25 protein-coding genes are annotated in these 26,827 nt (G+C 66.4%); 13 read left to right on the top strand and 12 right to left on the bottom strand.

Annotated elements, in window-relative coordinates; all coding sequences use genetic code 11:
- Window positions 1–165: 165 nt before the first annotated feature.
- From NLI89_RS11475 to NLI89_RS11445, 7 genes are all read right to left on the bottom strand, one after another.
- Entirely contained in the window at window positions 166–918 is a 753-nt protein-coding gene (locus NLI89_RS11475; RefSeq protein WP_254687197.1) for a phosphoadenylyl-sulfate reductase, read from the bottom strand.
- Window positions 911–1,351 carry a DUF934 domain-containing protein gene (locus NLI89_RS11470; protein WP_056050673.1) on the bottom strand — a complete coding sequence of 147 codons (441 nt, stop codon included), beginning with the start codon at window positions 1,349–1,351 and terminating at the stop codon, window positions 911–913. The genes NLI89_RS11475 and NLI89_RS11470 overlap by 8 nt, the downstream gene beginning before the upstream one ends.
- A complete protein-coding gene (locus NLI89_RS11465; RefSeq protein WP_254687196.1) occupies window positions 1,344–2,975 on the bottom strand; it encodes a nitrite/sulfite reductase in 1,632 nt (543 codons plus the stop codon). The genes NLI89_RS11470 and NLI89_RS11465 overlap by 8 nt, the downstream gene beginning before the upstream one ends.
- 1 nt (window position 2,976) lies before the next feature.
- The gene (locus NLI89_RS11460) at window positions 2,977–3,273 is read right to left on the bottom strand and encodes a DUF2849 domain-containing protein (RefSeq protein ID WP_187504587.1); all 297 of its coding nucleotides are present in this window, start codon (window positions 3,271–3,273) and stop codon (window positions 2,977–2,979) included.
- On the bottom strand, window positions 3,270–4,061 hold the full coding sequence (cobA, locus tag NLI89_RS11455) for a uroporphyrinogen-III C-methyltransferase (RefSeq protein ID WP_254687195.1): 792 nt from the start codon (window positions 4,059–4,061) through the stop codon (window positions 3,270–3,272). Before cobA ends, NLI89_RS11460 begins: the two co-directional genes overlap by 4 nt.
- A 250-nt stretch (window positions 4,062–4,311) precedes the next feature.
- Window positions 4,312–5,724, bottom strand: a complete 1,413-nt coding sequence (gene astD, locus NLI89_RS11450; protein WP_254687194.1) for a succinylglutamate-semialdehyde dehydrogenase — start codon at window positions 5,722–5,724, stop codon at window positions 4,312–4,314.
- 170 nt (window positions 5,725–5,894) lie between these two features.
- Entirely contained in the window at window positions 5,895–7,256 is a 1,362-nt protein-coding gene (locus NLI89_RS11445; RefSeq protein WP_254687193.1) for a protein adenylyltransferase SelO family protein, read from the bottom strand.
- Between the two features lie 37 nt (window positions 7,257–7,293).
- On the opposite strand from NLI89_RS11445, the gene NLI89_RS11440 reads away from it, so the two are divergent.
- The 3 genes from NLI89_RS11440 (at window position 7,294) to NLI89_RS11430 (ending at window position 10,282) form a co-directional block, all read left to right on the top strand.
- Window positions 7,294–8,175, top strand: a complete 882-nt coding sequence (locus tag NLI89_RS11440; RefSeq protein ID WP_254687192.1) for an alpha/beta fold hydrolase — start codon at window positions 7,294–7,296, stop codon at window positions 8,173–8,175.
- A gap of 58 nt (window positions 8,176–8,233) precedes the next feature.
- On the top strand, window positions 8,234–8,992 hold the full coding sequence (locus tag NLI89_RS11435; RefSeq protein ID WP_254687191.1) for an SDR family oxidoreductase: 759 nt from the start codon (window positions 8,234–8,236) through the stop codon (window positions 8,990–8,992).
- A gap of 180 nt (window positions 8,993–9,172) precedes the next feature.
- Window positions 9,173–10,282, top strand: coding sequence for a glycosidase (locus NLI89_RS11430; RefSeq protein ID WP_254687190.1), 1,110 nt, complete (start codon window positions 9,173–9,175; stop codon window positions 10,280–10,282).
- A 48-nt stretch (window positions 10,283–10,330) separates the two neighbouring features.
- Here NLI89_RS11430 and NLI89_RS11425 read toward each other — a convergent pair whose 3' ends face one another.
- Window positions 10,331–10,687: a hypothetical protein gene (locus tag NLI89_RS11425; protein WP_254687189.1), complete on the bottom strand. Its 357-nt coding sequence runs from the start codon at window positions 10,685–10,687 to the stop codon at window positions 10,331–10,333.
- 291 nt (window positions 10,688–10,978) lie between these two features.
- On the opposite strand from NLI89_RS11425, the gene NLI89_RS11420 reads away from it, so the two are divergent.
- The 4 genes from NLI89_RS11420 (at window position 10,979) to NLI89_RS11405 (ending at window position 14,935) form a co-directional block, all read left to right on the top strand.
- On the top strand, window positions 10,979–12,127 hold the full coding sequence (locus tag NLI89_RS11420) for a glycosyltransferase (protein ID WP_254687188.1): 1,149 nt from the start codon (window positions 10,979–10,981) through the stop codon (window positions 12,125–12,127).
- A 69-nt stretch (window positions 12,128–12,196) separates the two neighbouring features.
- Window positions 12,197–13,600 carry an NAD(P)H-dependent flavin oxidoreductase gene (locus NLI89_RS11415; RefSeq protein WP_254687187.1) on the top strand — a complete coding sequence of 468 codons (1,404 nt, stop codon included), beginning with the start codon at window positions 12,197–12,199 and terminating at the stop codon, window positions 13,598–13,600.
- 245 nt (window positions 13,601–13,845) lie between these two features.
- A complete protein-coding gene (locus NLI89_RS11410; RefSeq protein ID WP_254687186.1) occupies window positions 13,846–14,472 on the top strand; it encodes a LysE family translocator in 627 nt (208 codons plus the stop codon).
- 157 nt (window positions 14,473–14,629) lie between these two features.
- A complete protein-coding gene (locus tag NLI89_RS11405) occupies window positions 14,630–14,935 on the top strand; it encodes a hypothetical protein (protein ID WP_254687185.1) in 306 nt (101 codons plus the stop codon).
- Window positions 14,936–15,007: 72 nt separating this feature from the next.
- Here NLI89_RS11405 and NLI89_RS11400 read toward each other — a convergent pair whose 3' ends face one another.
- Both NLI89_RS11400 and NLI89_RS11395 read right to left on the bottom strand, forming a co-directional pair.
- The gene (locus tag NLI89_RS11400) at window positions 15,008–15,199 is read right to left on the bottom strand and encodes a hypothetical protein (protein ID WP_254687184.1); all 192 of its coding nucleotides are present in this window, start codon (window positions 15,197–15,199) and stop codon (window positions 15,008–15,010) included.
- A gap of 88 nt (window positions 15,200–15,287) precedes the next feature.
- Window positions 15,288–16,286: a 2-hydroxyacid dehydrogenase gene (locus tag NLI89_RS11395; protein WP_254687183.1), complete on the bottom strand. Its 999-nt coding sequence runs from the start codon at window positions 16,284–16,286 to the stop codon at window positions 15,288–15,290.
- A 126-nt stretch (window positions 16,287–16,412) separates the two neighbouring features.
- On the opposite strand from NLI89_RS11395, the gene NLI89_RS11390 reads away from it, so the two are divergent.
- Window positions 16,413–16,910 carry an SH3 domain-containing protein gene (locus tag NLI89_RS11390; RefSeq protein ID WP_254687182.1) on the top strand — a complete coding sequence of 166 codons (498 nt, stop codon included), beginning with the start codon at window positions 16,413–16,415 and terminating at the stop codon, window positions 16,908–16,910.
- 166 nt (window positions 16,911–17,076) lie between these two features.
- On the opposite strand, the gene NLI89_RS11385 is transcribed toward NLI89_RS11390, so the two are convergent.
- Together NLI89_RS11385 and NLI89_RS11380 are read right to left on the bottom strand one after the other, a co-directional pair.
- Complete coding sequence (locus tag NLI89_RS11385; protein ID WP_254687181.1) at window positions 17,077–17,460, bottom strand: endonuclease domain-containing protein; 384 nt, start codon at window positions 17,458–17,460, stop codon at window positions 17,077–17,079.
- Window positions 17,461–17,535: 75 nt separating this feature from the next.
- Complete coding sequence (locus NLI89_RS11380; protein WP_368077274.1) at window positions 17,536–18,729, bottom strand: acetyl-CoA C-acyltransferase; 1,194 nt, start codon at window positions 18,727–18,729, stop codon at window positions 17,536–17,538.
- A gap of 88 nt (window positions 18,730–18,817) precedes the next feature.
- On the opposite strand from NLI89_RS11380, the gene NLI89_RS11375 reads away from it, so the two are divergent.
- From NLI89_RS11375 to NLI89_RS11355, 5 genes are all read left to right on the top strand, one after another.
- Window positions 18,818–19,069 carry a hypothetical protein gene (locus tag NLI89_RS11375; RefSeq protein WP_254687180.1) on the top strand — a complete coding sequence of 84 codons (252 nt, stop codon included), beginning with the start codon at window positions 18,818–18,820 and terminating at the stop codon, window positions 19,067–19,069.
- Window positions 19,062–19,817 (top strand): prepilin peptidase, encoded by a 756-nt coding sequence (locus tag NLI89_RS11370; protein WP_254687179.1) that lies wholly within the window; start codon window positions 19,062–19,064, stop codon window positions 19,815–19,817. Before NLI89_RS11375 ends, NLI89_RS11370 begins: the two co-directional genes overlap by 8 nt.
- Window positions 19,814–20,248 (top strand): hypothetical protein, encoded by a 435-nt coding sequence (locus NLI89_RS11365; protein ID WP_254687178.1) that lies wholly within the window; start codon window positions 19,814–19,816, stop codon window positions 20,246–20,248. Before NLI89_RS11370 ends, NLI89_RS11365 begins: the two co-directional genes overlap by 4 nt.
- 94 nt (window positions 20,249–20,342) lie before the next feature.
- Window positions 20,343–22,532: an autotransporter assembly complex protein TamA gene (locus tag NLI89_RS11360; RefSeq protein ID WP_254687177.1), complete on the top strand. Its 2,190-nt coding sequence runs from the start codon at window positions 20,343–20,345 to the stop codon at window positions 22,530–22,532.
- Entirely contained in the window at window positions 22,532–26,800 is a 4,269-nt protein-coding gene (locus NLI89_RS11355; RefSeq protein ID WP_254687176.1) for a translocation/assembly module TamB domain-containing protein, read from the top strand. The genes NLI89_RS11360 and NLI89_RS11355 overlap by 1 nt, the downstream gene beginning before the upstream one ends.
- Window positions 26,801–26,827 lie beyond the last annotated feature (27 nt).

Here is a 26,827-nt window from a genome sequence, read left to right as displayed (position 1 = left end):
TACGAGCTCCCTCTCCCCTGCGGGGAGAGGGAAGGGGCCCGCGGCCCCTTGGCCGTGGGAAGGGAGAGGGGAGTGAGGCTCGGGACGGTTCATCCCAACGCCCCTCTCCCTTCCGTCCCCAAGTGGCTCCTCCCTCCCTCTCCACGAAGGGGCGAGGGAAAGTGGTCAGATCATCGGATCGTAATCGGTCGGCGCGTGAATACCGCACTCGACCTTGTCGAAACTGCGCCACCGCCCCGCACGCGGATCTTCCCCCGGCGCAACCTTCGTGGTGCAAGGCGCACATCCGATCGACAGATACCCTTGCGCCTCCAGTGGATGCCGCGGCAATTCATGCTCGGCGAAATAGGCGTCGAGCTTGGCCTTGTCCCAGTCGGCAAGCGGGTTGATCTTCAACCGTCCCTCATCCTCCTCGAACCGCGGCAGCGCGGTACGAGTCCCCGACTGGAACCCCTTGCGCCCCGAAATCCACGCATCGAACGGCGCCAACGCCCGCCGCAACGGCTCGACCTTGCGCAGATCGCAACACCCATCCGGATCATACGACCACCGCAACCCCGTCTTGTCCTTTATCGCCAGCAACCGGGGATCGGGACGAAATACACGCAGGTCGGTAAGCCCAAGCTTCTCCGAAAGCTCGTCGCGGTACGCCAGTGTCTCGCCGAACATCTTCTGCGTGTTGGTGAAGATCACCGGCACGTCGACATCGACCTGTGCGACCATGTGCAGCAGGACTGCCGACTCCGCACCGAACGACGACACCGAAGCGATCTGCCCGCGCAACTCGCCTACCAGCAACTCGCGCAGCATGTCCTGCGCCGACACGCCTTCGAAGCGCATCTGCATCGCGAGCGCATCCTCACGCGTGAATGCCGGCGTGACGTCGATCATGTCGAGCTTGCGCGCGGGCTCACCCATGGCGCAGCTTCCACACCGGCACAGCGCCGTCCGCCGCCTTCTGGTACGGGGTGTCGTAACGCTCCAGGCTCGCCCGCAGCACGTCGATATCGATCGGCGCCTGCGGTGCGAAGCTGTCGAACCCACACCGCCGCATCAGCGGAATCTGGTCGACCAGCACGTCGCCCTGCGCGCGTAGCTCGCCGGTATAGCCCGCCTCGCGCAGGATTCGCGCCGACGAATAGCCACGCCCGTCGCGGTAGCCCGGAAAGCTCACCTCGATCAGCGCCAGCTGGTCGATCTGCGGCAAGAGCGCGCGTGCATCGTCGCCCGCTTCGAGGCGAACCGCCGCGGCGTTGCTCTGGCCGATGAACGAGTCGAGCGTCACCGCAGGCTCGTCATGCGGCTCGTCGTCGCGGAAGCGGAGCAATGTCTGGTCCGGATACTCAACCATAGATCGCCTCCTTGAACGTCTCAAAGCCGACGCGGCGGTAGGTATCGAGGAAGCGTTCGCCGGGATCGCGGACCTGCAAATACCGGTCGGTGACGCGTTCGATCGCGTCGACCACCCCGTCCTCCGAGAAGCCGGGACCGGTGATCTTGGCGAGGCTCACATCCTCCGCGCCCGAGCCGCCGAGCGAGAGCTGGTAATTCTCGGTGCCCTTCTTGTCGACGCCGAGGATACCGATGTGGCCCGCGTGATGATGCCCGCACGCATTGATGCAGCCGCTGATCTTGAGCTTCAGTTCGCCCAGATCGCGCTGGCGATCGAGGCTGCCGAACCGCGTCGCGATCTTCTGCGCGAGCGGGATCGAGCGCGCATTGGCGAGGCTGCAATAATCCAGACCGGGGCAGGCGATGATGTCGCTGATCAGGTCGAGATTGGCCTCGGCAAGCCCCGCCTCGTTGAGCGCCGACCACACCGCGTGGAGATCGGCGATGCAGACATGCGGCAGGACGATGTTCTGCGCATGCGTGACGCGCAATTCGTCGAAGCTGTAGCGCGTGCCGAGATCGGCCATCACGTCGATCTGGTCCGCCGACGCGTCGCCGGGGATGCCGCCGATCGGCTTCAGGCTGATGTTTACGATCGCATAGCCCGGCTGCTTGTGCGCCTTCACGTTCTGGTCGAGCCAAACCGCGAAGTCGGGATCGCTGCGGTCGATGTCGGTCGGGGCGTTCGCGTCGAACGCGGGCGCGCCGAAATGGTTCGTGATCCGCTCCAGTTCTGCCCGCGGCGGGTCGAGCCCAAGGCCCTTCACCGCGGCGAACTCCTCCTCGACCTGGCGACGATATTCGTCGGGCCCGATCTCGTGGAGCAGGATCTTGATCCGCGCCTTGTAGATGTTGTCGCGCCGGCCATAGCGATTGTAGACGCGCAGGCACGCTTCGAGATAGCTCATCAGGTCGTCGGCACGCACGAAATCGCGGATCTCGTGGCTGATCATCGGCGTGCGACCCATGCCGCCGCCGACATAGATCTTCGCGCCGAGTTCGCCGTCGCGGACGTGCAGCCCGATGCCGATGTCATGCAGTCGCATCGCCGCGCGATCCTCGTCCGCCGCGATCACGCAGATCTTGAATTTCCGCGGGAGGTAGGTGAACTCGGGGTGGAACGTGCTCCACTGACGGATCAGCTCGGCCCAGGGGCGCGGATCGGCGACCTCGTCCGCGGCGGCGCCGGCGAACTGGTCGGAGCTGATGTTGCGGATGCAGTTACCGCTGGTCTGGATGGCATGCATCTCGACCGTCGACAGCTCCTGGAGGATGTCCGGGGTCTGGTCGAGCTGAATCCAGTTGAACTGGATATTCTGCCGCGTGGTGAAGTGGCCATAGCCGCGGTCGTACTTGCGCGCGATATGGCCGAGCATCCGCATCTGGCGGCCGTCGAGCGTCCCGTACGGCACCGCGACGCGCAGCATGTACGCATGAAGCTGGAGGTACAGGCCGTTCATCAGCCGCAGCGGCTTGAACTGGTCCTCGGTCAGCTCGCCCGAGAGGCGGCGGCGGACCTGATCGCGGAATTCATCGACGCGCTGGTCGACGATCGCCTGGTCGTATTCGTCATATTTATACATGTCAGATTACCCAGCTGCCGGCGTTCGGGTCGGCGGGTTTGAGGGTCAGGTCGGGCCGCATCGTCGGGCCGAGCGCGCGGATGCGGTCCTTGATATGGGCGGGGCGGGGGCCTTCGTCTGTCTGCGTTGCCTCGATCAGATAGGGCACGTTGACGCGGCGGGCACCTTCCTCAGCCTGGAGGATCGACTCACCCGCCACGCCGACATCGACCGCGTCCTCGATATGGCGAGACCAGCCGTTGCCGGTCCACCAGACCACGTCGCCGGTGGGAAGATCGTTTCCGGTCAACAGCTTCATACGGCGGCGTCCTCTGCTACGCGGGCCCAGCGGGCAAGTTTGTCTTCGGCATCCGACAGTTCGACGACTTCGCCGACGACGATGATCGCGGGGCTTTTGACGGCCTCGCGCGCCACCATCGCGCCGAGGTCGGCGAGCAGCGTGCGGATCGCCCGGCTCCCTTGCAACGTACCACGTTCCAGGACGGCGACGGGCATATCGGGCGCGACACCATCGGCCATAAGCTTGTCGGCGATATCGGTGGCGGTGGCGATGCCCATGTAGATCACGAGCGTGCGGCCCTGGCCAGCGAGCCCGGACCAGTCCTGCTCGGTGAGGCCCTTGCACTGGCCTGCGACGAAGCTGACCGCGCTGGAATGATCGCGGTGGGTCAGCGGCAGCATGGCCTCCGCTGCACACCCGAGTGCCGCCGAGACGCCGGGGATGACCTCGACGGGCAGGCCGGCGGTGCGGACGGCTTCGACTTCCTCGCCGCCGCGACCGAACACGAACGGGTCGCCGCCCTTGAGGCGAATAACGATCGCGCCGGTCTTCACGTGGGCGATGATCAGCGCGTTGATCGCCTCCTGCGGCAGCGTGTGGCGCGCGCGCTGCTTGGCGACCGAGATGCGCTGTGCCGACGGCGGCGCGATGTCGAGCACACGCGGGTCGATCAGGCCATCATGGACGACGACGTCGGCGGTCTTCAGCGCCTCGACCGCGCGGACGGTCAGGAGACCGGGGTCGCCCGGACCCGCTCCGACGAGAATGACGCGGCCGCGGGCGGTTGGATCTAGGAGGCTTGCCATGTGACCGGAGATGGGCGGACATGCGCTGCATCGCAACCGAATGATGCTTTGGCGGGAGGTAGGATTGCTTTTGCGCTAGGCTGGCTTCGGCGCGCAGTCGTCGAAATTTAGCGATCCTCCCCCGCAAGGGGGAGGTGGCTGGCGCTTGCCAGACGGAGGGGGAGGTGAGCGATGACCGCTGTTCCGTATCCTCCCCCTCCGTCGCTGCGCGCCACCTCCCCCTGGCGGGGGAGGATCAGATCGGCGGCGGTCAGCCGTCGGCCAGGCCAATGCCGATGCTCGCGCGCGCGCTTTCGGACTCGCTGCTGACCACCGGGTAGGCGCAATAGTCCGCAGCATAATACGCGCTGGGGCGGTGGTTGCCCGACCAGCCGATGCCGCCGAACGGCGCTCCGCTCGAGGCGCCGTTGGTGGGCTTGTTCCAGTTGACGATGCCCGCCCGGATGTTCGCCCAGAAGCGGTCGTACAGCGCGGGCGTCTGGCTGATCAGCGACGCGGACAGGCCGTATCGCGTGGCGTTCGCCTCGGCGATCGCGGCGTCGAAATCGTCGACGCGGACGACCTGGAGGATCGGGCCGAACAGTTCGACATCGGGACGGTCGGCGACATCGGTGACGTCGATCAGCGCGGGCTTCAGGAACGGCAGGTCCGCGACCGGGCGCTCGAGATGCCGGATCGGACGACCGCCGCGTGTCATCAGTTCGAGGAAGCTCTCGGTCAGTTGTTCCGCGGCTTCGTTGTCGATCACCGGGCCCATGAATGGGGCGGGGTTGGCGTGCGGTTCGCCGACGATGATCCGCCCTACCATTTTGTCGAGCGTGGTGATCAGCGGGTCGTAGAGCCTGGTGTCGACGATCAGCCGACGCGCGGCCGTGCAGCGCTGACCGGCGGTGGTAAAAGCTGATTGGATGATCAGCACCGCCGCGGTGTGGAGGTCGGGCGTATCCCAGACGACGATCGGGTTGTTTCCGCCCATCTCCAGCGCGAGGATCTTTTCGGGCTTGTCGGCGAACGCACGATTGAGCGCGAGGCCGGTACGCGCGGAACCGGTGAACAAGAGTCCGTCGATATCGGGATGCGCGGCGAGGGCCTTGCCTTCGTTCGGACCGCCGATGACGAGTCGGATGCATTCGGGCGGCACGCCGGCGGCGCGGAAGCATTCGACGAGGAACGCGCCGACGGCGGGGGTCTTTTCCGACGGCTTGAAGACGACCGCGTTGCCGGCGATCAGCGCGGGAACGATATGGCCGTTGGGCAGGTGTGCCGGGAAATTATATGGCCCGAGCACCGCGAGCACGCCATGCGGCTTGTGACGGACGGCGATGCGCGAGCCCATCGTCGCTTCGAGGCGGCGCTGCGCGGTACGATCGGCATAGGCGCTGACCGAGATGTCGACCTTGGCGATGACCGTCTCGACCTCGCCGCGGGCTTCCCAGATCGGTTTGCCGGTTTCGCGCGCGATCAGGTCGGTGAACGCGTCGTTGCGCTGGCGGACGATGTTGGCGAAGCGCCGCATCGTCTCGATCCGGAAGGCGAGCGGTTTCGATGCCCAGCTCGACCAGCCGGCCCGGGCGCAGGCGACTTCGGCATCGACGTCGCCGATCGGATGGCGCCAAAGCACCGCACCGGTGGCCGGCTCGTAGGAGATGATCTCGTCGGACATGGCGCTGCTCTTGCCTTGATTCGCGGCGAGTTTCCACTGGGGGATGTGCCGTTCTGCTCCCCTCCCTGGAAGGGAGGGGTCGGGGGTGGGTCGGGTTCCATGGGTTCAGACGCTTGCGGCTCAGGCCGACCTACCCACCCCCAGCCCCTCCCTTCCAGGGAGGGGAGCAGCTATTCGGCTAGTGCTTCGCCCATCGTGCGGATCGCGGCGACCTTGGCGTTTAGAGCCGTCCAATCGTCTTGTTCGGCGATCGGCGCCCAGATTGCTTCCACTTCGTCGATCAGCATGCTGCACGGTTCGCCCGACCAATAGGAATGCGAGCGGTCTTTTCGCGGTTCGTAGGACATGAGTGCCGCGCGGACTTGGTCCCATTGCGCGTCGTACGTGTCCGGCAGGTTTCCGCCGAACGCGTCGAAGAAGAAGCGGTCGATACCGACGCCCGAGGTACGTAGCGCGCGTTCGGTGGCCTGGACGAGATCGCGGTCGGCGTCCGGATCGCGCGGGCGGACGCCGAGGCGCCAGAGGATCGCCTGCGTGACCTCGGGTTGATAGCGCGGACCGAACTGGTCGAGCGCCGCGACGAGCGGATCGCTATCGGCGATCTGGCGGATCGCGACGGCCAGCTGCATCACGTCCCAGTGGATCGCTTCGGGCTGGCGGCCGAATGCGTACAGCCCTTGGTGATCGAAATAGGCGGCGGTGAACGCAGGGTCCCAGGTCGGCGCGAACCGCCAAGGGCCGTAGTCGAAGCTCTCGCCGGTGACGTTGATGTTGTCGGAATTGAGCACGCCGTGGACGAAGCCCGCTGCCATGTAGCGCGCCGAGAGCGGCGCGGTGCGGCCGACGACGAGGTCGAGCAGGCGAACCGGGTCGTCGCTGTCCTCGTCGTACAGGTTGCGCAACGTGTATCCGACGAGCTTGCGCAACCCCGCCTCGTCGCGTTCGTAGGCGAGCCGCTGGAAGCTGCCGATGCGGACGTGGCTGTGGTTGAGGCGGACCAGGACCGCGGAGCGCGTCGGGCTGGGCTCGTCGCCGCGCTGGAGTTCCTGGCCGGTCTCGATCAGTGATAGCGTGCGCGAGGTTGGGACGTTGAGCGCTTCGAGCATTTCGGTCGCAAGGATTTCGCGGACACCGCCCTTCAGCGTGAGGCGGCCGTCCCCGGCGCGGCTCCACGGGGTCTGGCCCGAGCCCTTGGTGCCGAGGTCCATCAGGCGGTTCCGGTCGTCGCGCATCTGCGCAAACGTGAACCCGCGGCCATCACCGAGATCGGGATTGTAGCTGCGGAACTGGTGGCCGTGATAGCGGAGGGCCAGCGGCTGGGGGAGCGTGTCCGGGAGCGGCGCGAACCGGCCGAAATGGCGAGTCCACTCGTCGTCGGTGAGTGCGTCGAGGCCGATCTGCGCGGCGGCGCGGTCGTTGCGGAAACGCAGCCGTGTCTCCGGAAAGTCGGCGGGCGCGACAGGGTCGAAAAAGCTTTCTCCCAACGTCAGGAGTTTAGCTTCGGGGCGATAGGCTTGCGGGCGGGTGGGCATGCGGCGATATGGTGGCCGCTACCCGAAGGACGCAACCATGGCCGCTTACGAAAACCTCTATTGGTGGTCCAACGACGGGCTGAGACTGCACGCACGGGACTATCCGGGCGGGACGGAAGGCCAGCCGCCGATCCTCTGCATGCCGGGCCTGACACGCAATGCGCGCGATTTCGACGCGTTGGCAGCAAGGCTGGCGGGACGCTGGCGCCTGATCGCGGTGGATTTCCGCGGGCGCGGCGAGAGCGCGTATGCGAAGGACCCGATGTCGTACGTACCCTTGACGTACGTGCAGGACGTCGAGGCGTTGCTGACGGATCGCGGTATCGACCGGTATATCGCGTTCGGCACCTCGCTCGGTGGGATCGTCACGATGTTGATGGCGGGGCCTTCGCGAGGCCGGATGGCCGGGGCGTTGCTCAATGACGTCGGTCCCGAGATCGACGCGCACGGCCTGTCCCGGATTCGCGGGTATGTCGGCAAGGCGAGCGTCTTCCCGACCTGGATGCACGCCGCGCGGTGCGTCGCGGAGAATAACGGCGACGTCTATCCCGACTTCTCGATCGAGGACTGGCTGGCGATGGCCAAGCGGCTGTACCGGCTTAACAGTTCGGGGCGGATCGTGCTGGATTATGACCTGAAGATCGCCGAGCCGTTCCGCGTGCCGGGGAACGAGGCGGGTCCGGACATGTGGCAGGCGCTCGGCTCGTTGCGCGACGTGCCGACGCTGATCGTGCGGGGTGGGCGATCGGACCTGTTGTCGGCGGCGACGGCGGAGCGGATGGCCGCCTCGCTCGACCGGGCCGAGCTGGTGACGGTGCCGGGCGTGGGTCATGCGCCGACGCTGAGCGAGACGATGCTGCAGGATCCGATCGACCGGTTGCTGGCGCGCGCGCTTGAGGGGGCGGCGATCCGCGCTTAGGGACACCCGGCTGGGGCTGCGCGTTAGGCGGAGACTTACTGACAAGCCGGGAAACTTGATGACTGAACTCGCCGACGCCCATACGACCGTCCGCCCTCTAAAAGGCCGCCGCGCGATCATTACCGGGGGGACCACCGGGATCGGCCGGGCGATCGCGGTGCTGCTGGCGGCGGAAGGCGCGAAGGTCTTCATTTGCGGCCGCGACGAGCGCTATCTGCGCGATGCGCTGGCGCGTATCCGCGAGGTCGGTGAGGGCGACGGGATGACCACCGAGCTCGCCGACCCCGACAAGGTCCGCACGTTCTTCGACGCGGGCGAAGCGTATCTCGGCGGCTTCGACATCACCGTCGTCAACGCGGCGGTCGCCGCCGGTGGCCTGACGCAGATGACCGAGGACGAACTTCGCTACGCGATCGCGGTCGACTTCACCGCGTATCTGCTCAGCGCGCATCACGCTGCGCACCGGATGAAGCCGATCAGCGACATCGTCATCATCGGCTCGCTGAGCGCGCATATCCTCGGGCCCAGTTCGACGGTGTATGCCGGCGTGAAGGCGGGGATCGCCGGCTTTTCGGAGGCATTGCGGCGCGAGCTGGGGCCGAAGGGGATCAAGGTCTCGCTGGTCGAGCCGGGCAAGGTCGGGTCGAACATGCAGTATCCGGACGTGCCCGACGACAAGCAGCGCCAGATGATCGAGGCGGAGCAGATGCTGCGCGCCGAGGATATCGCGGTCGGGGTGGAGTTCGTGCTGACCCAGCCGACCCGGACGGTGATCCAGCAGATCGTGATCGTGCCCCGGGCGCTTGAGGGGGAATGACGAGTCGTCGATCCTGATCGGTCTCCCAATTTCCGTTCGTGCTGAGCGAAGTCGAAGCACCGCCGCTTGGGGCACACCCTTCGACTTCGCTCAGGGCGAACGGAAGGGGTGGGGCGGACGGAAACGGGGACGAAGATGGTTGGGACGTAATGTCTGCAACAACGTACCAAGGAGAATAGCATGTTCGACCAGCTCGTCTTCACCCCCGCCGACATCGACCTGTCGCGCTCGCCGCTGGCGGGTAAGGTGGGGGCCGAGACCTATGTGCTCGGCGCGTTCAATCCGGGGATGACCCGGCTGGCGAACGGCAACCTGCTGCTGATGGTGCGCATCGCCGAAGCGCTGAAGCAACCGATCAAGGACGGCAACGTTCACGCGATCCGCTGGCAGGACGGCGCGTATCTGCTCGATGCGTGGCCGTTGCAGATGGTCGATACCAAGGATCCGCGCAAATTCCTGATCCCCGGCGGCGGGTGGAAGGTGATGGCGCTGACGTCGCTGTCGTGGCTGCTGCCGGTCGAACTCGACGCCGAAGGGCGCGCGGTCGTCGCGGTGCATTACGACAAGGCGATCGCGCCGCGGACCTCGTACCAATGCTACGGGGTCGAGGATGCGCGCATCTCGAAGGTCGGCGACCGCTATCTGATGACCACGTGCTCGGTCAGCCCGGAGCGGCATTCGACGACGTTGTACACGTCCGCCGACGCGCTCGACTGGCAGCTCGAGGGGATCGTCCTCGATCACCAGAACAAGGACATGCTGATCTTCGAAGGGCTGATCGACGGGCAATATTGGGCGCAGACGCGGCCGCTCGGCGACCTGTATTTCGCGTATCCGCCGAACAGCGAATGGCGCGCCGGGCCGTCGATCAACCTGTCGCGCTCGCCCGACGCGCTGCACTGGAAGCCGCACGACAAGCCCGGTATCCGCCCCCACGCCGCCACCGTCTTGACCGCACGGATGGGCGGCGGCGCACCGCCGATCCTGACCGATCGCGGCTGGCTGACGCTGTGGCACGGGGTCGAGCCGTCGGGCGTGGTCGGCATCTACCGCACCTATTGGTCGATCCTGGACAAGGACGACCCGTCGATCACCGTCGCGACCGAGCACACCGCGCTGCTGGAGCCGAACCCGGCGCTGACCGAGCCGCTGAAGGACAGCATGTATATCGATAACGTCGTCTTCACGACGGGCATCGCCGACGCGGGCGACTTCTACGTGGTGGCAAGCGGCGAGGCCGACCTGGCATGCAGGATCACGCATATCCCGAAGGACGTGTTCGCGGCGTGAAAGCGGTCCGGTCGGCGCATCCTCGTGCGCCGACCGGACCATCTCAGATCAGCAATAGCCGAACGTCTGCTGGACGATCGTCTTGCCGGCGATGGAAACGGTGACCTTGATCCCGGTCGGGATGCCCCAGGTCGTGCAGATATCGAGGCATGCCTGGCCGGCGGTGCCGCTCGGGAAGATCGACGGGATCGGCAGACAGACCGAGCCGAAGCCGAATGGCAGGTTGAGGCAGACCTTGCCGTTCTCGACGGTTACGCTGATGCAGCTTGCGCTGACGGTAAGCTTGCCGCCGGACGAGATGTCGGTCTGATGATTGATCGCCGAAGATTGAAGTGTGGCGCTATGCCCCTTGGCTGCTTCGAGCGCGCTATCGATTGCTTTGCTGTCAAAATCATAATGTGCCATGTCGAGAGATCCTTCCTAAGTTTTTCTGGGATCTGTCGATTACGATTAATTGAATATCAAAGCGCGCTGATCATGGTCCATATCTGTAGTGTCATGATCCGAAACGAATGCACTTGAAGTTTGCAGTAAGTGTTGGTTGGTTATTTAACTTTTGTTCAATAAAGGGAGTGACCCTATTTCGGTTATCTTTTCGATCGAGTGTGTTCGAATTTAATGCCGCAGTGATGCCGTAGTGACGTGCGTTGGCGCAGGCTCTTGAAAGCCGCTGGAGAAATCGGCATCGCGTCCGCCATGGCCGCTCCCGTGAACATCCTCCACCTCCACTCATCGTTCGACCTCGGCGGCAAGGAGGCGCGGGCGGTTCGGTTGATGAACGCGTTCGGGGATCGGGCGAAGCACACCATCGTATCCGGGGTGCCCGAAGCCCTGAGTGCGCGGGACTCGATCGCGAAGGGTGTTCGCTACGAGATCGCACAGACCCCGCCGCCGTTGACGGGCAAGCCTTCGGTCAAGCGCTACGAGGCGATCGCGCAGTATATGCGACGGTTCGATCTGGTTCTGACCTACAACTGGGGCGCGATCGACGGGGCGATGGCACGGCGGGCGTTCAGCAAGGGCGCGCCGCCGCTCGTCCATCACGAGGACGGGTTCAACGCCGACGAGGCGGGCGGACTCAAGATCGAGCGCAACGTCTATCGGCGGCTCGCGCTGGGCGCGGCGCACGCGCTGGCGGTGCCGTCCGAGGTGCTCGAGGGGATCGCGCTCAAGACCTGGAAACAGCCCCGCGAGCGCGTCCACCGGATCGTCAACGGGATCGGCACCGCCTATTACACACAGAAGCCGGAGCCCAAGGCGATCCCCGGGTTCACGCGCAACGCCAAGGAAGTCGTGATCGGCGCGCTGGCGGGCCTGCGCGAGGTGAAGGACCTGACCGCGCTGGTCCGTGCGGTCGGCGGCGTCTCGGGCCGGGTGCGCCTCGTGATCGTCGGCGAAGGCCCGGAACGCGCGAACATCCTGCAAGCGGCCGCCGCGATGGGGATGGCGGACAAGCTCGTTCTGCCCGGTTTCCTCGATCGGCCCTATCGCTATATCGGCCATTTCGACATGCTCGCGGTATCGTCGCGGAGCGAGCAGTTTCCGATTTCCGTGGTCGAGGCGATGGCGGCGGGCCTGCCGATCGCGAGCTATCCGGTCGGTGATATCAGGCGGATGGTCGCGCCCGAGAACGTGCCGTTCGTCACCGACATCGCCAACGAGGTGCGGCTGCGCGATGCGTTGCAGGCGCTGGTCGCGGATCCGGCCTTGCGGGCGTCGGTCGGTGCCGCGAACCAGGCCAAGGCACGGGCGGAGTACGACGAGGCGGTCATGATCGCCCGTTATCGCGCGCTGTACGAGGATGCGCTCGGTCGCCCTGGCGCACTAGGCGATATACCAACCTAGGTCTTAATATTGCTCGCGCCCCGCGTCCTTGCGATATAGGGGGCCGTATTTTCCGGGAGAGGTGACGTCGTGTTCAAGGGCCTGAAGCCTATCGTCTATAACGGTCGGGAAGTCTGGCCTCTGGTTGAGGGCGGCAAGGGCGTCGCTGCGACCAACCATGCCTCGGCCGGCGCCTGGGCTGCAGCCGGGGGCATCGGCACGGTCTCGGCCGTGAACGCCGACAGCTACGATCCCGACGGCAAGATCATCCCGCAGGTCTATGCGGCGCTGACGCGGCGCGACCGGCACGAGGAACTCGTCCAGTACGCCATCGAAGGCGCGGTGCAGCAGGTCGAGCGCGCATACGAGATCGCCGACGGCAAGGGCGCGATCAACATCAACGTGCTGTGGGAAATGGGTGGCGCGCAGCGGATCCTGCACGGCGTTCTGGAACGCACGCGCGGCAAGGTCGCGGGCGTCACCTGTGGTGCGGGCATGCCGTACAAGCTGTCCGAGATCACCGCATCCTACGGTGTCAGCTATCTGCCGATCGTCAGCTCCGGCCGTGCCTTCCGCGCGCTGTGGAAGCGCGCCTATTCGAAGGCGGCCGAATGGCTGGCTGCGGTGGTGTACGAGGATCCGTGGCTCGCGGGCGGGCATAACGGCCTGTCGAATGCCGAGGACCCTTTGAAGCCGCAGGACCCGTATCCCCGCGTAAAGGAACTGCGCGACGTGATGCGTGAAGGCGGCATCAGCGACGACGTGCCGATCGTGATGGCCGGCGGCGTCTGGTATCTGCGCGACTGGAACGACTGGATCGACAATCCGGAACTGGGGACGATTGCGTTCCAGTTCGGCACGCGGCCTTTGCTCACCCGCGAGAGCCCGATCCCGGAGGGCTGGAAGAACGCCCTGACCCAGATCGAGGAAGGCGACGTGCTGCTGCACAAATTCTCGCCGACGGGGTTCTATTCGTCGGCGGTGCGCAATCCGTTCCTGCGCTCGCTGGAGGCGCGGTCCGAGCGGCAGATCGCGTTCTCGACGCAGGAAGCGGGCGATCACATCTTTCAGCTCGACGTCGGTGTGAAGGGTAAGAACTTCTGGGTCACACGCAACGACCTGTTGCGCGCGCGGCAGTGGTTCGGCGAGGGGTATACCGATGCGCTGAAGACGCCGGACAACACGCTCGTGTTCGTCAGCCCGACCGAGAAGGGCATGATCCGCAAGGACCAGTCCGACTGCATGGGCTGCCTGTCGCAATGCTCGTTCTCGAGCTGGGCGGATACCGAGACCAACTCGACCGGGCGCCTGGCCGACCCGCGCAGCTTCTGCATCCAGAAGACACTCCAGGACATCGCGCATGGCGGCGACATCGACCAGAATTTGATGTTCGCGGGCCATGCCGCGTATAATTTCAAGAAGGACCCGTTCTATTCGAACGGCTTCGTGCCGAGCGTCGGTCAGCTTGTCGATCGGATCCTGACGGGGGATTGAGGCTGGAGGCCGTAGCGAACCGCAGGTTAGCGGCGGCGTTGATATCCCGATACGCCACTTTCTCCGTCATGCCGGGCTGGTTCCGGCATCCACGGTGCCGCATTCTCTAAGGTGTGAGTTTGCCGCACCGTGGACCCCGGAACAGGTCCGGGGTGACGGATCGGTTTTGGCAAGGTTCCGAGCAGGCTGCGGGCGCCGGGAGGCAGCCGGTTTCTCCGTATCCGCAAGAAGGGCAGGGGGCAGACATGACACTCCACGCATGGTGGCTGTTCGTCATCGCGATAGTCCTGCTGTGCGGGACGCCAGGACCCAATATGCTGCACGTCATGACGCGCAGCGTGGCGTTCGGCGCGCGCCGCAGCATCGCGGCGATGGCGGGGTGCCTGACTGCGCTGATACTGGTGCTGGCGGCCTCGGCGGCGGGCGTATCCGCGTTGCTGGCGGCGTGGCCGCGCGTGTTCGACGCGCTGTGCTATGCGGGTGTCGCTTATCTCGTGTTCCGCGGCATCAAGGCATGGCGCGGGGCAGGGTCTCCGATCGACGTCGGCGCGGACGCGCTGCCGGTGACGGTCTCCGCCCGCCGACTGTTCCGCGGCGGGTTCGTCATCGGCATCAGCAACCCCAAGCTGTTACTGTTCGCCGCGGCCTTTCTCCCGCAATTCGTCGATCGCGCATCGCCACAGGCGCCGCAGTTCGCGATCCTGGTGGCGACCTTCGCGGTGGTCGAGAGCATCTGGTACGGCATCTATGCGGCAGGCGGCCGGACGCTCGCCAGATACCTGACGCGACCGGCGCTGCGACGGGCGTTCGACCGGGCAACGGGCGGGATCTTCATCGGCTTCGGACTGGCCTTGCTGCGGGTGCGGACGTAGTGCGGCCATTGCCGTTTCCGGGCATTGCGCGCATAACAGGTTCATCGGGGCGCTTCGTACGGGCATGCTGCGACTGAGAGATGCTTTGCGCTCCCGCTCCGAGCCGGGAATGCCGCATGACGATCTATCCTCACATCGCAACCGGGGCGCTCGCGTCGTGACGACGGGTGCAGACAAGCCGGACGTCAACAAGCCGGCGGTCGACAAGCAGATCGTCGCAAAGCCGGCCGCCGAGACCGTCGTGCCGATCTCGCGGGCGGTGAACGTCAGCGTCGAGCAGCCTCAGGTCGTTGCGATGTGCAAGAAGCACGGTGCGATCATCAGCGCGATCGAGACATTGCCGTCGGGTGGAACGCGGGTCGTGCTGATGAACAGCGCCGATGCGGCGAAGATCATCAAGGCGTTCGGGTCGAAGGTGCTGACCGGGACGGTAGCCCGCACGCATTGGATGCGCGCGGTTTAAGGGTATTGATTTAATCCTCCCCCGCCAGGGGGAGGACACACGGCCGTACACTAAACCTCGATACACGCTCGATCAGTCGGCGACGGTGCCGACCACCGCGCCACCGGCGCCGCCAACCGCCGCACCCTTCTCGATGCTACCACCAGTGGCTGCCGCAATGCCTGCGCCACCGGCGGCACCGATGCCTGCGCCCTTGAGCGTCGAGCAGGCGCTCATCGACACCGCGGATGCGACCAGCAGGGCGGAAATAGCAAACTTCTTCATGGGGATACTCCTGTTCTCCGGGGATATCTGACAAATGCTGCATCGCGGTGTCGGTTCCGCAAAGTTGATGCAGATTTATCCTCCGCCGTCACGCCCAGCCGTCGAGAACCTGATCCGGCGGTCGATGACCGTCCGCCCACATCCGGATATTCTGGATCACGCGCTCGCCCGATGCCATCCGCCCTTCGAGCGTGGCGGACCCCATATGCGGCAGCATCACGACGTTGGGCAGCGCGAGCAGGCGGGGATCGATCACCGGCTCGTGCGCCCAGACGTCGAGCCCAGCCCCTGCGAGGCGACCATTCTCCAGCGCCTCGACCAGCGCCACCTCGTCGACGATCCCGCCGCGCGCCGCATTGATCAGGTACACATGCGGGCGCATCAGTCCGATCCGCCGCGCATCGAGCAGGTTGCGGCTGTCGGGATTGAGCGGCGTGTGGATCGTGACGATGTCGACCGCGGCGAGCATGTCGTCGAGCGATTCGTGGAACGTCGCCGCCAATTGCGCCTCGCGGACCGCGGGCAGGCGGGTGCGGTTGTGGTAATGGATCGTCAGTCCGAACGCGCGCGCTCTAAGCGCGACCGCCTGGCCGATCCGTCCCATCCCGACGATGCCGAGCGCCTTGCCGCCGATCCGGTGGCCGAGCATCCCGCCCGGGCTCCAGCCGTTCCACTGGCCCGAGCGCACCAGCTTCTCGCCCTCGGCTAGCCGCCGCGGGACGGAGAGAATCAGCGCCATCGTCATGTCGGCGGTGTCCTCGGTGAGGACACCGGGCGTGTTGGTGACGATGATCCCGCGCGCACGCGCCGCCTTCAGGTCGATATGGTTCACGCCCGCGCCATAGTTCGCGATCAGTTTCAGGCGGTCGCCGGCGCCGGCGATCAGGGCAGCGTCGATGTCGTCGGTGACGGTCGGGACCAGCACGTCGCAATCGGCCATAGCGGCGGCGAGTTGCTCGCGCGTCAGCTTGGCGTCGGGGCGGTTGTTGTGCGTATCGAATAGCGCCTCCATCCGGTCCATCAGCGTATCCGCCAACTCACGGGTGACGACGACCTTCGGGTTCGGACAGCGGCGTGTGTCGATCATGCGGATGGCTTGGCGAAGGCGCTCGTGCCCGTCAACGTCTCGTCGCCGTCCCATCGACGTCGAGCCTTCAACTTCGGTTGAGCAAAGCGGTTCGTCGCGATAGGACGTCGTCTCGCCAGTTAGGACATGACCATGCGCATTCTCGCCGCCGCGCTTTCCGTTTTCGTTGCCGCCGCGCTGGTGCCGGACCCGGCGGTGGCCGCCGATGCGAAGCGGAGCGTACCCTATTATGCGTCGATCTCGGCGACGCGCGCGCGCATGCGGACCGGGCCTGCGCGGACCTATCCCGCGAGCTGGCTGTATCAACGCCAGGATCTGCCGATCAAGGTCGTCGCGATCTTCAAGGAATGGCGCAAGGTCGCGGATCCCGACGGGACCGAGGGCTGGATGCAGGCGAATTTGCTGAGCGGCACGCGGACCGCGATCGTTCGCGGGGCGGGGCCGGTGGAGCTGCGGGAGAAGCCCAATGCGGGAAGCCGGTTGCTGTGGCGTGCGGCGCCGGGTGTCGTGGGGCGGTTGAGCCAGTGCGGGAATGGCTGGTGCCGGATGGATGTTAAGGGGCAGGCGGGGTTCGTGCAGATCGGGGGGCTTTGGGGTGTGGAGGCTGGGGAGGTTTTGCCTTGAGGGTTTGAGGTTTGGGTTTTGGGTTTTGGGGCGGCGGTGCGTGATGCGGAAGCCGACCCACCCCCAACCCCTCCCTTTCAGGGAGGGGGGAAGAGGGGGGCGGTAGCCGACTACCCTTCCAGCTCCCCCTTCTAGCTCCCTTCCCCTGATCTTCTAGCTTTCCCTTCTAGCTCCCCTCCCTGAAAGGGAGGGGTTGGGGGTGGGTCGGCCGCTGGAGGTCGACGACGCTTGCCAAGATGGCTTCCGCCACGCCGTCAGGGTTTCGAGCGACATCGGAATTCCAGAACCGGATCACCGTCCAGCCGAGCGCTTCCAACCGCCCCGTCCGCTCCTTGTCCCGAGCAGACCCGATATGCTGGCTCCCATCGAACTCCACCGCCAGCCGCACCTCCCGGCACGCCAAATCGACGATGTACCGTTCGATTACCAACTGCCGCGTGAACCGAGGGCGGAAATACGCGACCTTGTGCCAGATCGCGATCTCCGCATCGGTCGGATGATTGCGTAGCTCGCGGGCACGCCGTGTCATCTCGGGAGGAACACGCGGCATCTCTCCAGACTGCGCTCGGGACTCGCGGAGAGCAACCCACCCCCGACCCCTCCCTTTCAGGGAGGGGGAAGAAGGTCAGTTCATCAATTCCACCGCCATCGCGGTCGCTTCGCCGCCACCGATGCAGAGCGAGGCGAGGCCGCGCTTCTGGCCGGTGGTCTCCAGCGCCGATAGCAGGGTCGCAAGGATGCGAGCACCACTCGCGCCGATCGGATGGCCGAGCGCGCAGGCGCCGCCGTGAATGTTCACCTTGTCATGCGGCAGCCCGAGGTCGCGCATTGCGATCATCGCGACGACGGCGAAGGCTTCGTTCACCTCGAACAGGTCGATGTCCGACGCCGACCAGCCGGCCTTCTCCATCGCCTTGCGCATGGCGAAAACCGGCGCGGTCGTGAACAGCGAGGGCGCGTGGGCATGTGCGGCATGCGCGACGACCCGCGCGATCGGCGTGATCCCGAGCCGTTCGGCGACGCTCGCGCGCGTCATCACCAGCGCGGCGGCACCGTCGGAAATCGACGAGGCGTTGGCGGCGGTGATCGTGCCGTCCTTCGAGAAGGCGGGCTTCAGCGTCGGAATCTTGGCGACGTCACCCTTGGCCGGCTGTTCGTCGAGCGACACCGTGGTCGTACCCTTGCGGCCTGCAATATCGACGGAGACGATCTCGCGGTCGAACGCGCCGGACTTCTGCGCAGCCTGCGCACGGTGGAGCGACTCGATCGCGTAATCGTCCATCTGCGCGCGCGTGAACTGATAGTCGTGCGCGGTGTCCTCGGCGAAATTGCCCATCAGCTTGCCGGGTTCGTACGCATCCTCGAGCCCGTCGAGATACATGTGGTCGTACATCCGGTCATGGCCGATCCGCGCGCCGCTCCGGTGGCTTTTCGAGAGATACGGCGCGTTCGTCATGCTCTCCATGCCGCCCGCGACAAGCAGGTCGACCGAGCCGGCCGCGAGCGCATCCGCCGCGAGGATCGCCGCCTGCATCCCCGATCCGCACATCTTGTTGACGGTCGTCGCCTCGACGTGATCGCCGAGCCCGGCATTGATCGCCGCCTGTCGCGCCGGCGCCTGGCCGAGCCCGGCGGGGAGCACGCAGCCCATGTAGATCCGCTCGATCTCGGCAGCCGACACGCCCGACCGTTCCACCGCGCCGCGCACCGCATCGGCGCCAAGCTGCGTCGCGGTCGCGCCCGACAATGCGCCCTGGAACGATCCCATCGGCGTACGTGCGTAGGACAGGATGACGATGGGATCTCGATCGGCGGCCACTTCAGCTCTCCATGTGTTTTTCTGCCCCGTATCTGGGGTTGATGTGCGGCAATACAAAGCACGACGGGACGCGCCTAGACCCGTCGGCATGGAAACCCTCGTCACGACGCTCAAATGGTGTGCCGCCGCGTCGGGGGTGATCGCCGCCTTCATGGTCTCGCTCGATTTCGGGCGGCGCGTGACGGGGTGGGGATTCGTGCTGTTCGTCGGCTCGTCGATCGCGTGGCTGAGCGGTGCGGCCTTGACCGGGGACTGGGCGCTGGGCACGCAGAACATCGTGTTGTTCGGGATCAATCTCCTCGGCGTGTATCGCTACCTGGTGCGGAAAACGGGTGTCTGAGGCGGCATTCTGGGCGGTGTCGCTGGGCGTGCTCGGCGCGATCGTCGGCAGCTTCGTCGCGGCGCTGGTGACGCGCTGGCCCGACGGGCGGTCGGTGATGCAGGGGCGGTCGGCCTGCGATGCCTGCGGAAGAACGCTCCGCGCGACCGACCTCGTGCCACTGCTCAGCGCTCTCATCCTGCGGGGACGCTGCCGTTCGTGCCGCTCACCGATCAGCCCCGTCCACTGGCGGATCGAGCTGGCTGGTCTCGCGATCGGCGTCGCGGCGGGGCTCGTCGTGCCGGGGCCGGTCGGACTTGCGGGCGCGGTCTTCGGCTGGCTGCTCCTCGCGCTCGCCAGCCTCGATCTCGTTGCATTCTGGCTGCCCGATCGACTGACCCTTCTGCTTGCCGCCACCGGATTGGCGAGCGGGGCGCTCGGCATCGATCCGCCGATGTCGGAGCGATTGATCGGCGGCATCGCGGGGTTCGGCACGCTGTGGCTGGTCGCATTCGGCTATCGACGCATCCGCGGCCGCGACGGGATGGGCGGCGGCGATCCGAAGCTGTTCGGCGCGATCGGGCTGTGGCTCGGATGGCAGATGTTGCCCGCCGTCCTGCTGATCGCGAGCATGATCGGACTCGGCGTCGTCCTTGCCGCGCACCTCAAGGGACGCAGCATGGCGGCGGACACCGCGCTTCCGTTCGGCGCGTTGCTGGCGATCGCGGGTTATCCCGCGTGGCTGTTCATGATAGGCCTGACGCCATGATATCGCTCGCTCTTATGCTCGCGCTGCAAGCCGCGGCTCCTTCTGCTGCGACCAATACAGGTCCCGGCCCCCTCGGCGCGATCGGCAAGCAGAAGCTCCCCGCCAAGGGATGCGCCGCGTATCTGTGGAGCATGGATGCCGCCCGGCAACTCGTCGCGATGGCAACCGCCGACCCCGCGCAGATCCGCCTGACGGTCGACGGCAAGACGACCGACTATGCAATGGCGACCCAGTCGCCCGCGATCGGTTTCGGCTTCGGCGGCGTCACCGTGTATCGCGGCGGCGACGTCACCGCGACGCTCGACATGGCGGTCGCCGTCCGCGCCGATATCTCCGCGGGGGCGACCGTGACGTCCGCGACGCTACGGATCGACCGCCCCGGGCACGACACCGTCGTCATGCCGGTCGGTGGCCTTATCGGCTGTGTCTGATCTGAATTCTGGTGAAACCAAGCCGTCCTCCGTGCGTTACGGGGACGAAGATGGGGGTGAATCGTACACGATTGCCGTCCGTAAAGGGGATCGTGTGACAGCTTCGAACAGCCGGCATCATTGGCTCGCTCTGGCGTTGGTAGCGTCGACAACGGGGTTCGCGGGTATCGGTTCCGCACAGCTTGCCAAGCCGGGCACTGCCCCGGCCAAAGGTCCCGACGCGCCCAAGCCGAGCGATCAGCCGCAGTCCACCGATCCGCGCGCTGACGCGCCGATCGTTCCCGATTCCGAGTTCGACAGCGCGCTGCCGCCTTTGAGCGGTGACCTGAATGCGCCGTTGGAGGCGATGGCGCCGCTGCCCGCCCCGTCGAGCCAGACGCCCGCCACCGCGACGTCGCCCGCAACCACGCTCGCCGGCGACGTGCTGCCACCGACCGGGCCGAGCGATCCGCAACTGGCCCAACCGCTGACCCCGCTGTCGAGCTTCGACACGACCCCGCTCCAGACCGCCGCGGATATCAAGGACAAGGACGCGCCGGAGATCCGCTACGAGACCGCGACCAAGGGTCTCGACAAGGCCGGCGACGGGCTCGAGGGCGAATACAAGGCGCTGTCGGCGCTTGCCGAGGGCAAGGGCAAGGCGGCGAACGCCACGCAGGTCGCAGCCCGTGCGCGCGAGGACGAGGCGCTGGCGGTGCGACTGTTGAAGTCGCTCGGCTATTACGACGCCACCGCGATCTCGACGATCGAGACGATCCCGGACGCCGACACGACCAAGCCTGCGCGGCTGAAGGCGACGGTCAGCGCGCAACCCGGCCGGCTCTACTCGCTGTCGTCGATCACCGTGAAGGCGGATCCGACCACGCCCCCGGATCTGGTACGGACACAATTGCCGCTGAAGGTCGGCGATCCGATCGAGGCGGCGCGTATCCAGGGCGCGGAGGCGAATGTCAGCCTGACGCTGCCTCAACGCGGCTATCCGTTCGTCAAGGTCGGCGAGCGCGACATCCTGCTCGACGACCAGACCCCGACCGGCGCGTACACGCTGCCGGTCGATACCGGCCCGCGCTCTTCGTTCGGACAGTTGCGTACCGAAGGCGATCCGGTCTTCAATCTCGAGCATCTGAGCCTGTTTCCGCGGTTCAAGGCGGGCGAGCTCTACGACAACCGGATGACCGACGACCTGCGCGATGCGCTGGTCGCGACGTCGCAGTTCTCGACCGTGTCGGTGGAGCCGGTCCGCACCGGCACGATCGCTCCCGACGGCACCGAACAGGTCGACCTGCTGGTTCGCCAGAGCGCAGGCAAGCCGCGCTCGCTCGGCGGCAATGTCGGTTTCTCGACCGGGCAGGGCTTCCGCGCGGAAGGCACTTGGCAGCACCGCAACCTGTTCCCGTACGAGGGCGCGCTGATCGCCTCGGTGATCGCGGGCACGCAGGAGCAGGGCGTGTCGGGCACGTTCCGCCGCGCCAACGCCGGCAAGCGCGACAAGACGTTCAGCCTGACCGCCGGCGCGAACCATTCGAATTACGACGCCTATGACGCGTTCACGACCAGCGTCGGCGTCCGCTGGAGCTATGATTCGACGCCGATCTGGCAGAAGCCACTGACCTATTATTACGGCGGCGAACTCGTCGGCACGAACGAAAGCGTCTACGACTTCACGCAAGGCAAGGACGTCCGCCGCACCTACGGCATCGTCGCGCTGCCGGGGCAGGTGCGGTTCGATCGCTCGGACAATCTGCTCAACCCGACCAAGGGCTATCGCCTGACGCTGAACCTCAGCCCCGAAACATCGGTGCAGGGGTCGGTGAAGCCGTACATCCGGACGATGATCGAGGGGACGTTCTACTACCCCGTCTCCAGCAGCATCGTGATCGCCGGACGCGCCAAGGCCGGCTCGATCCAGGGCGTCGACCGCGACGACCTCGCGCCATCGCGGCGCTATTATGGCGGCGGCGGCGGATCGGTGCGCGGCTATGGCTATCAGCGGCTCGGGCCGTTCGACCCCAACGGAAACCCGGTGGGCGGGCGCTCGCTCAACGAATTCGCGCTCGAAGCCCGCTACCGGTTCGGCGATTTCGGCATCGTGCCGTTCATCGATGCCGGCAACAGCTACGAGAGCAGCACGCCGGACATGTCGTCGCTGCGCTACGGCGCGGGCATTGGCGGGCGTTTCTATACCAGCTTCGGCCCGATGCGCATCGACGTCGCGACTCCGCTGAACCCACGAGAGGGCGACGGCAAGATCGCCCTCTACATCTCGATCGGGCAGGCATTCTGATGGCCGAAAACGGCACTCCCGCTGGTGAACGGGGCCCTGCTGAGCGGGACCCGTTCGAGCAGTCCGAAACTGTGATCGTCGAGCGGCGCCCGCTGTGGCAGCGCATCCTGAAATGGCTGGCGATCCTGGTCGTGAGCCTCGTCGCGCTCGTGCTGATCGTGCTGTTCGGGATCAACACCGATCCCGGCCGTCGCCTCGTCGCGGACCAGATCGGCGGCTACACCACCGCATCGGGGCTGAACATCAAGGTCGGCCGGATCGACGGGTCGATCTACGGCGCGATGACACTCAGCGACGTGCGCGTGTCCGATCCCAAGGGGGTGTTCCTGACCAGCCCGAAGCTCGCCGTCGACTGGCGTCCGTTCGCGTTCGCCAACAACCATGTCGACGTGCGCTCTCTGACCACGCCGCTCGTCACGTTGCAGCGCCGCCCGGTGCTGAACGCGACGCCGAGCGATCCGAATGCGCCACTGCTGCCGGATCTCGATATCGACGTGAACCGGCTGGCGATCGACCGTTTCGTCATCGCCAAGCCGGTGACCGGCCAGACGCATATCGTGAAGATCGACGGCGCGGTCCACATCGCCGACAAACGTGCGCAGCTGACCACTAACGCGACCGCACTGACCGGCCGCGGTATCGCCGGCGGCGACCGCCTCGTGCTGAAACTCGATGCGGTGCCCGAGCAGAACAAGCTCGACGTCAATGTGAAGCTGACCGCCCCCGTCGGTGGCGTCGTCTCGACGATGGGGTCGTTCAAGGCGCCGTTGACGGCAAGCGTCGATGGGCGCGGTAGCTGGGCCGCGTGGCAGGGTCGCGCGGTTGCTACGCTCGGCGGCGGGCAGCTGGCGAACCTTGGTCTGACCGCCAAGAACGGCCACATCGAATTGCGCGGCTCGACGCGTCCCGGCCTGTATCTCGAAGGGCCGGTGGAGCGGCTGACTGCGCCACAGCTCGACGTCGCGATCGACACGACGCTGAACGACCGCAAGGCCGACACGCGGATGACGCTGAAGTCGGACGCGCTCGCGGTCGACGCCGGCGGCCTGATCGATCTCGCCAACAGCCGCTTCGGCAATTTCGCGGTCAACGCGAAGCTGCTGACGCCGGGCGCGATCCTGCCGAACCTGCGCGGTCGCGACGTCACGGCGCGTGTCGTTCTCGACGGTGCGTTCGCGACGCCGACGGTCGATTACAAGGTCCGCGCGGCGACGATCGCATTCGGCGACATGGGGGTGGAGAACCTCTACGCCGAAGGGCTCGCACGCGTGAACTCGGACCGCATCCTGGTGCCGGTGAAGGCAGGTGCGCGCCGCGTGACGGGGCTCAATGCCGCGGTCGGCGGGCTCGCCACGAACGTTGCGATCGACGGCGATTTCGCGATCTCCGGCGTCAACGTCCTCTCCGACAATCTCAAGATCCGCTCGGACAAGATCGACGCGACCGCGGTGGTCGTCGCGAACATGTCGACCGGGCGCTACACCGGGGCGCTGAAGGGCCGGGTCAACAACTACCGCGTCGACGGCATCGGCATCGTCAACCTGACGACCGACGCCAAGCTGGTGCCGGGGCCCAATGGCGGCTTCGGCATCACCGGCCGTGTCGTCGCGCAGACCGCGCAGATCTTCAACGAAGGCGCACGCAGCTTCCTCGGCGGCAACGCGATCGTCCGCTCGGACATCGGCTATAGCCCTGAAGGCATCGTCACCTTCCGCAATCTCCGGATGAACGCGCCACAATTCCGTGTGACGCGCGGCGAGGGCCGGTTCGATCCGGCGACCGGCGCCGTGCTGGTCAATGCGGATGCCTATTCCACCGTCTACGGCCCGCTGTCCGCCCGCGTAACAGGTAGCGCGACGGCACCGGTCGTCGTCCTGCGTGCACCACGTCCGGGCGTCGGCGTCGGCCTCGTCAACCTGAACGCGCGGATCGTCGGCCGCGGTGGCGCGTATGCCGTCACCGCGAGCGGCGGCACCAATTACGGCCCGTTCACCGCCGACGTGCTGGTCACGCCGGGCACGCAGCTCGCGGTCGACGTGCGCCGCGTTGTATTCGCCGGAATCACCGGTCGCGGCAGGATCGTGCAGACTGCGGCGGGTCCGTTCGCGGGTGCGCTCCAGTTCGCCGGGCAGGGCCTGACGGGCAATGTCCGCCTTGCCAACCAGGGCGGCTACCAGCGCGCCGACGTCGCCGCGCGCGCCAACGGTGCCAAGATCCCGGGCATGGTCGACTTCACCATCGGCCGCGCGATCGTCAACGCCACCGCGGTCATGACGCCGACGCCGCAGATCGTCGCCGATGCGCAGATCGCCGACATGCGCTACGGCGCGATCGTCCTGTCCGCAGCACGTGCGAAGGTGAATTACGTCGGCGGCAACGGCACTGCGCAAGCGGTGCTGACGGGCTCGAACGGCGTTCCCTTCCGGCTTGCGGTCAACGCCAAGCTCAGCCCGAACAACTACCTCGTCGCAGCCCAAGGCCAGGCCAACGGCATCGACTTCCGCACCGTCAACCCGGCGCGCATCCAGGCGGTGAAGGGCGAATACCGCCTGTCGCCGACCCGGATCGACTTCGGTGGCGCAGGCGGCGGTTCGGCACGTCTCGCCGGCAGCTATGGCCGCAGCACGAACGCGCAGGTCCGGCTCGATCGCCTCGATCTCTCGACGCTCTCCGCATTGGTCCCGAACCTCGGCATCGGCGGCAAGGCGACCGGCAGCCTCGATTTCTCGCAGGCGAACTCGGCCGCGCTGCCGACCGCGGACGCCCGCGTGACTGTCACCAACTTCACGCGTTCCGGCCTCGCCGCCGTCTCCGAGCCCGTCGACATCGTGTTCGCCGGCACACTCGGCGGCGACGGCGCGACCGGTCGCGCGCTGGTCCGTCGCGGCACCTCCGTCATCGGCCGCATGGTCGCGAACCTGCGGCCGCTACCGGCCGGCACCGGGTCGTGGAGCACGCGCCTGATGGCCGCACCGCTCTCGGGCGGGATCCGCTATAACGGCCCATCGGCGGTGCTGTTCAGCTTTGCGGCGATCCCGAACCAGCAGCTCTCGGGGCCGATCGCGGTCGCCGCCGACTTCTCCGGGCGTCTACAGGCACCGCAGCTCAACGGCGTCGTCCGCGCCGACAACCTCACCTACGACAACGAGACCTATGGCACGCGCCTTTCGCAGATGCGGATCGCCGGGCGGTTCTCGAACACCGACCTGCAACTGACCCAGCTCAACGCGAAGGCCGGCGACGGCACCGTGCAGGCGCAGGGCAGGATCGGCTTCGCGGCGGACAGCGGCTTCCCGATCGACATCCGCGCGACGCTGAACAATGCGCAGCTTGCGAAGAGCGACGCGATAAGCGCGACCACGACCGGCACGGTCCGCCTCACGCACGATCGCAACGGCGGGCTGATCCAGGGCGATCTCCAGATCCCCGAGGCGCGCTATCAGATCATCCGCCAGGGTCAGGCCGAAGTCCCCGAACTGACCGGGGTACGGCGCAAGGGCGATGTGCGTACGCCGGTGTCGACCGACCGGTCGGAGGTGCCGAATGCCGGCTCGTTCAAGCTCGACCTCCGCGTCCGCGCGCCGAACCAGCTGTTCGTATCGGGCATGGGCCTCGAGTCCGAATGGGAGATGGACATGCGGATCGGCGGCACGTCCGCCGCGCCGATCGTCACCGGCGGTCTGGATATCGTCCGCGGCACCTATTCGTTCTCGGGCAAGCGGTTCGAAGTCACCAAGGGCCAGATCCGTTTCCGTGGCGGCGCGCTGACCGATCCGGACATCAACATCGAGGCGTCCACCACGACCAGCGACATCACCGTGACGATCAACGTGACGGGTACCGGCCAGCGTCCGCAGATCGCGTTCACTTCGACGCCGACGCTGCCGCAGGACGAGGTGCTCAGCCGCCTGCTGTTCGGGTCCAGCCCGGCCAATCTGTCGGCGACCGAGGCGATCCAGCTGGCGTCCGCGCTGAACTCGCTGCGCGGGTCGGGCGGCGGTGGGCTCAACCCGCTCGGCAAGCTGCGCTCGGCGACCGGGTTCGACCGGTTGCGCGTGCTGGGCGCCGACGAGGCGAGCGGTCGCGGCACCAGCCTCGCGGCGGGCAAGTACATCACGAAGAACATCTATGTGGAGATCGTGACCGACGCGAAGGGCTTCACCTCGACGCAGCTCGAGATCGCACTGACCAGGGCTTTGAGCCTGTTGTCGGCGGCGGGATCGAGCGGCGGGCAAAGCGCGAGCGTCAAATACACGAAGGACTATTGAGTAAATATCACAACAGGATAGGTTCGG

Origin of the sequence: Sphingomonas faeni, assembly GCF_024273235.1 — a bacterium.
Classification (GTDB): domain Bacteria; phylum Pseudomonadota; class Alphaproteobacteria; order Sphingomonadales; family Sphingomonadaceae; genus Sphingomonas; species Sphingomonas faeni_A.
This window is presented reverse-complemented; position numbering and strand designations above follow the sequence as displayed.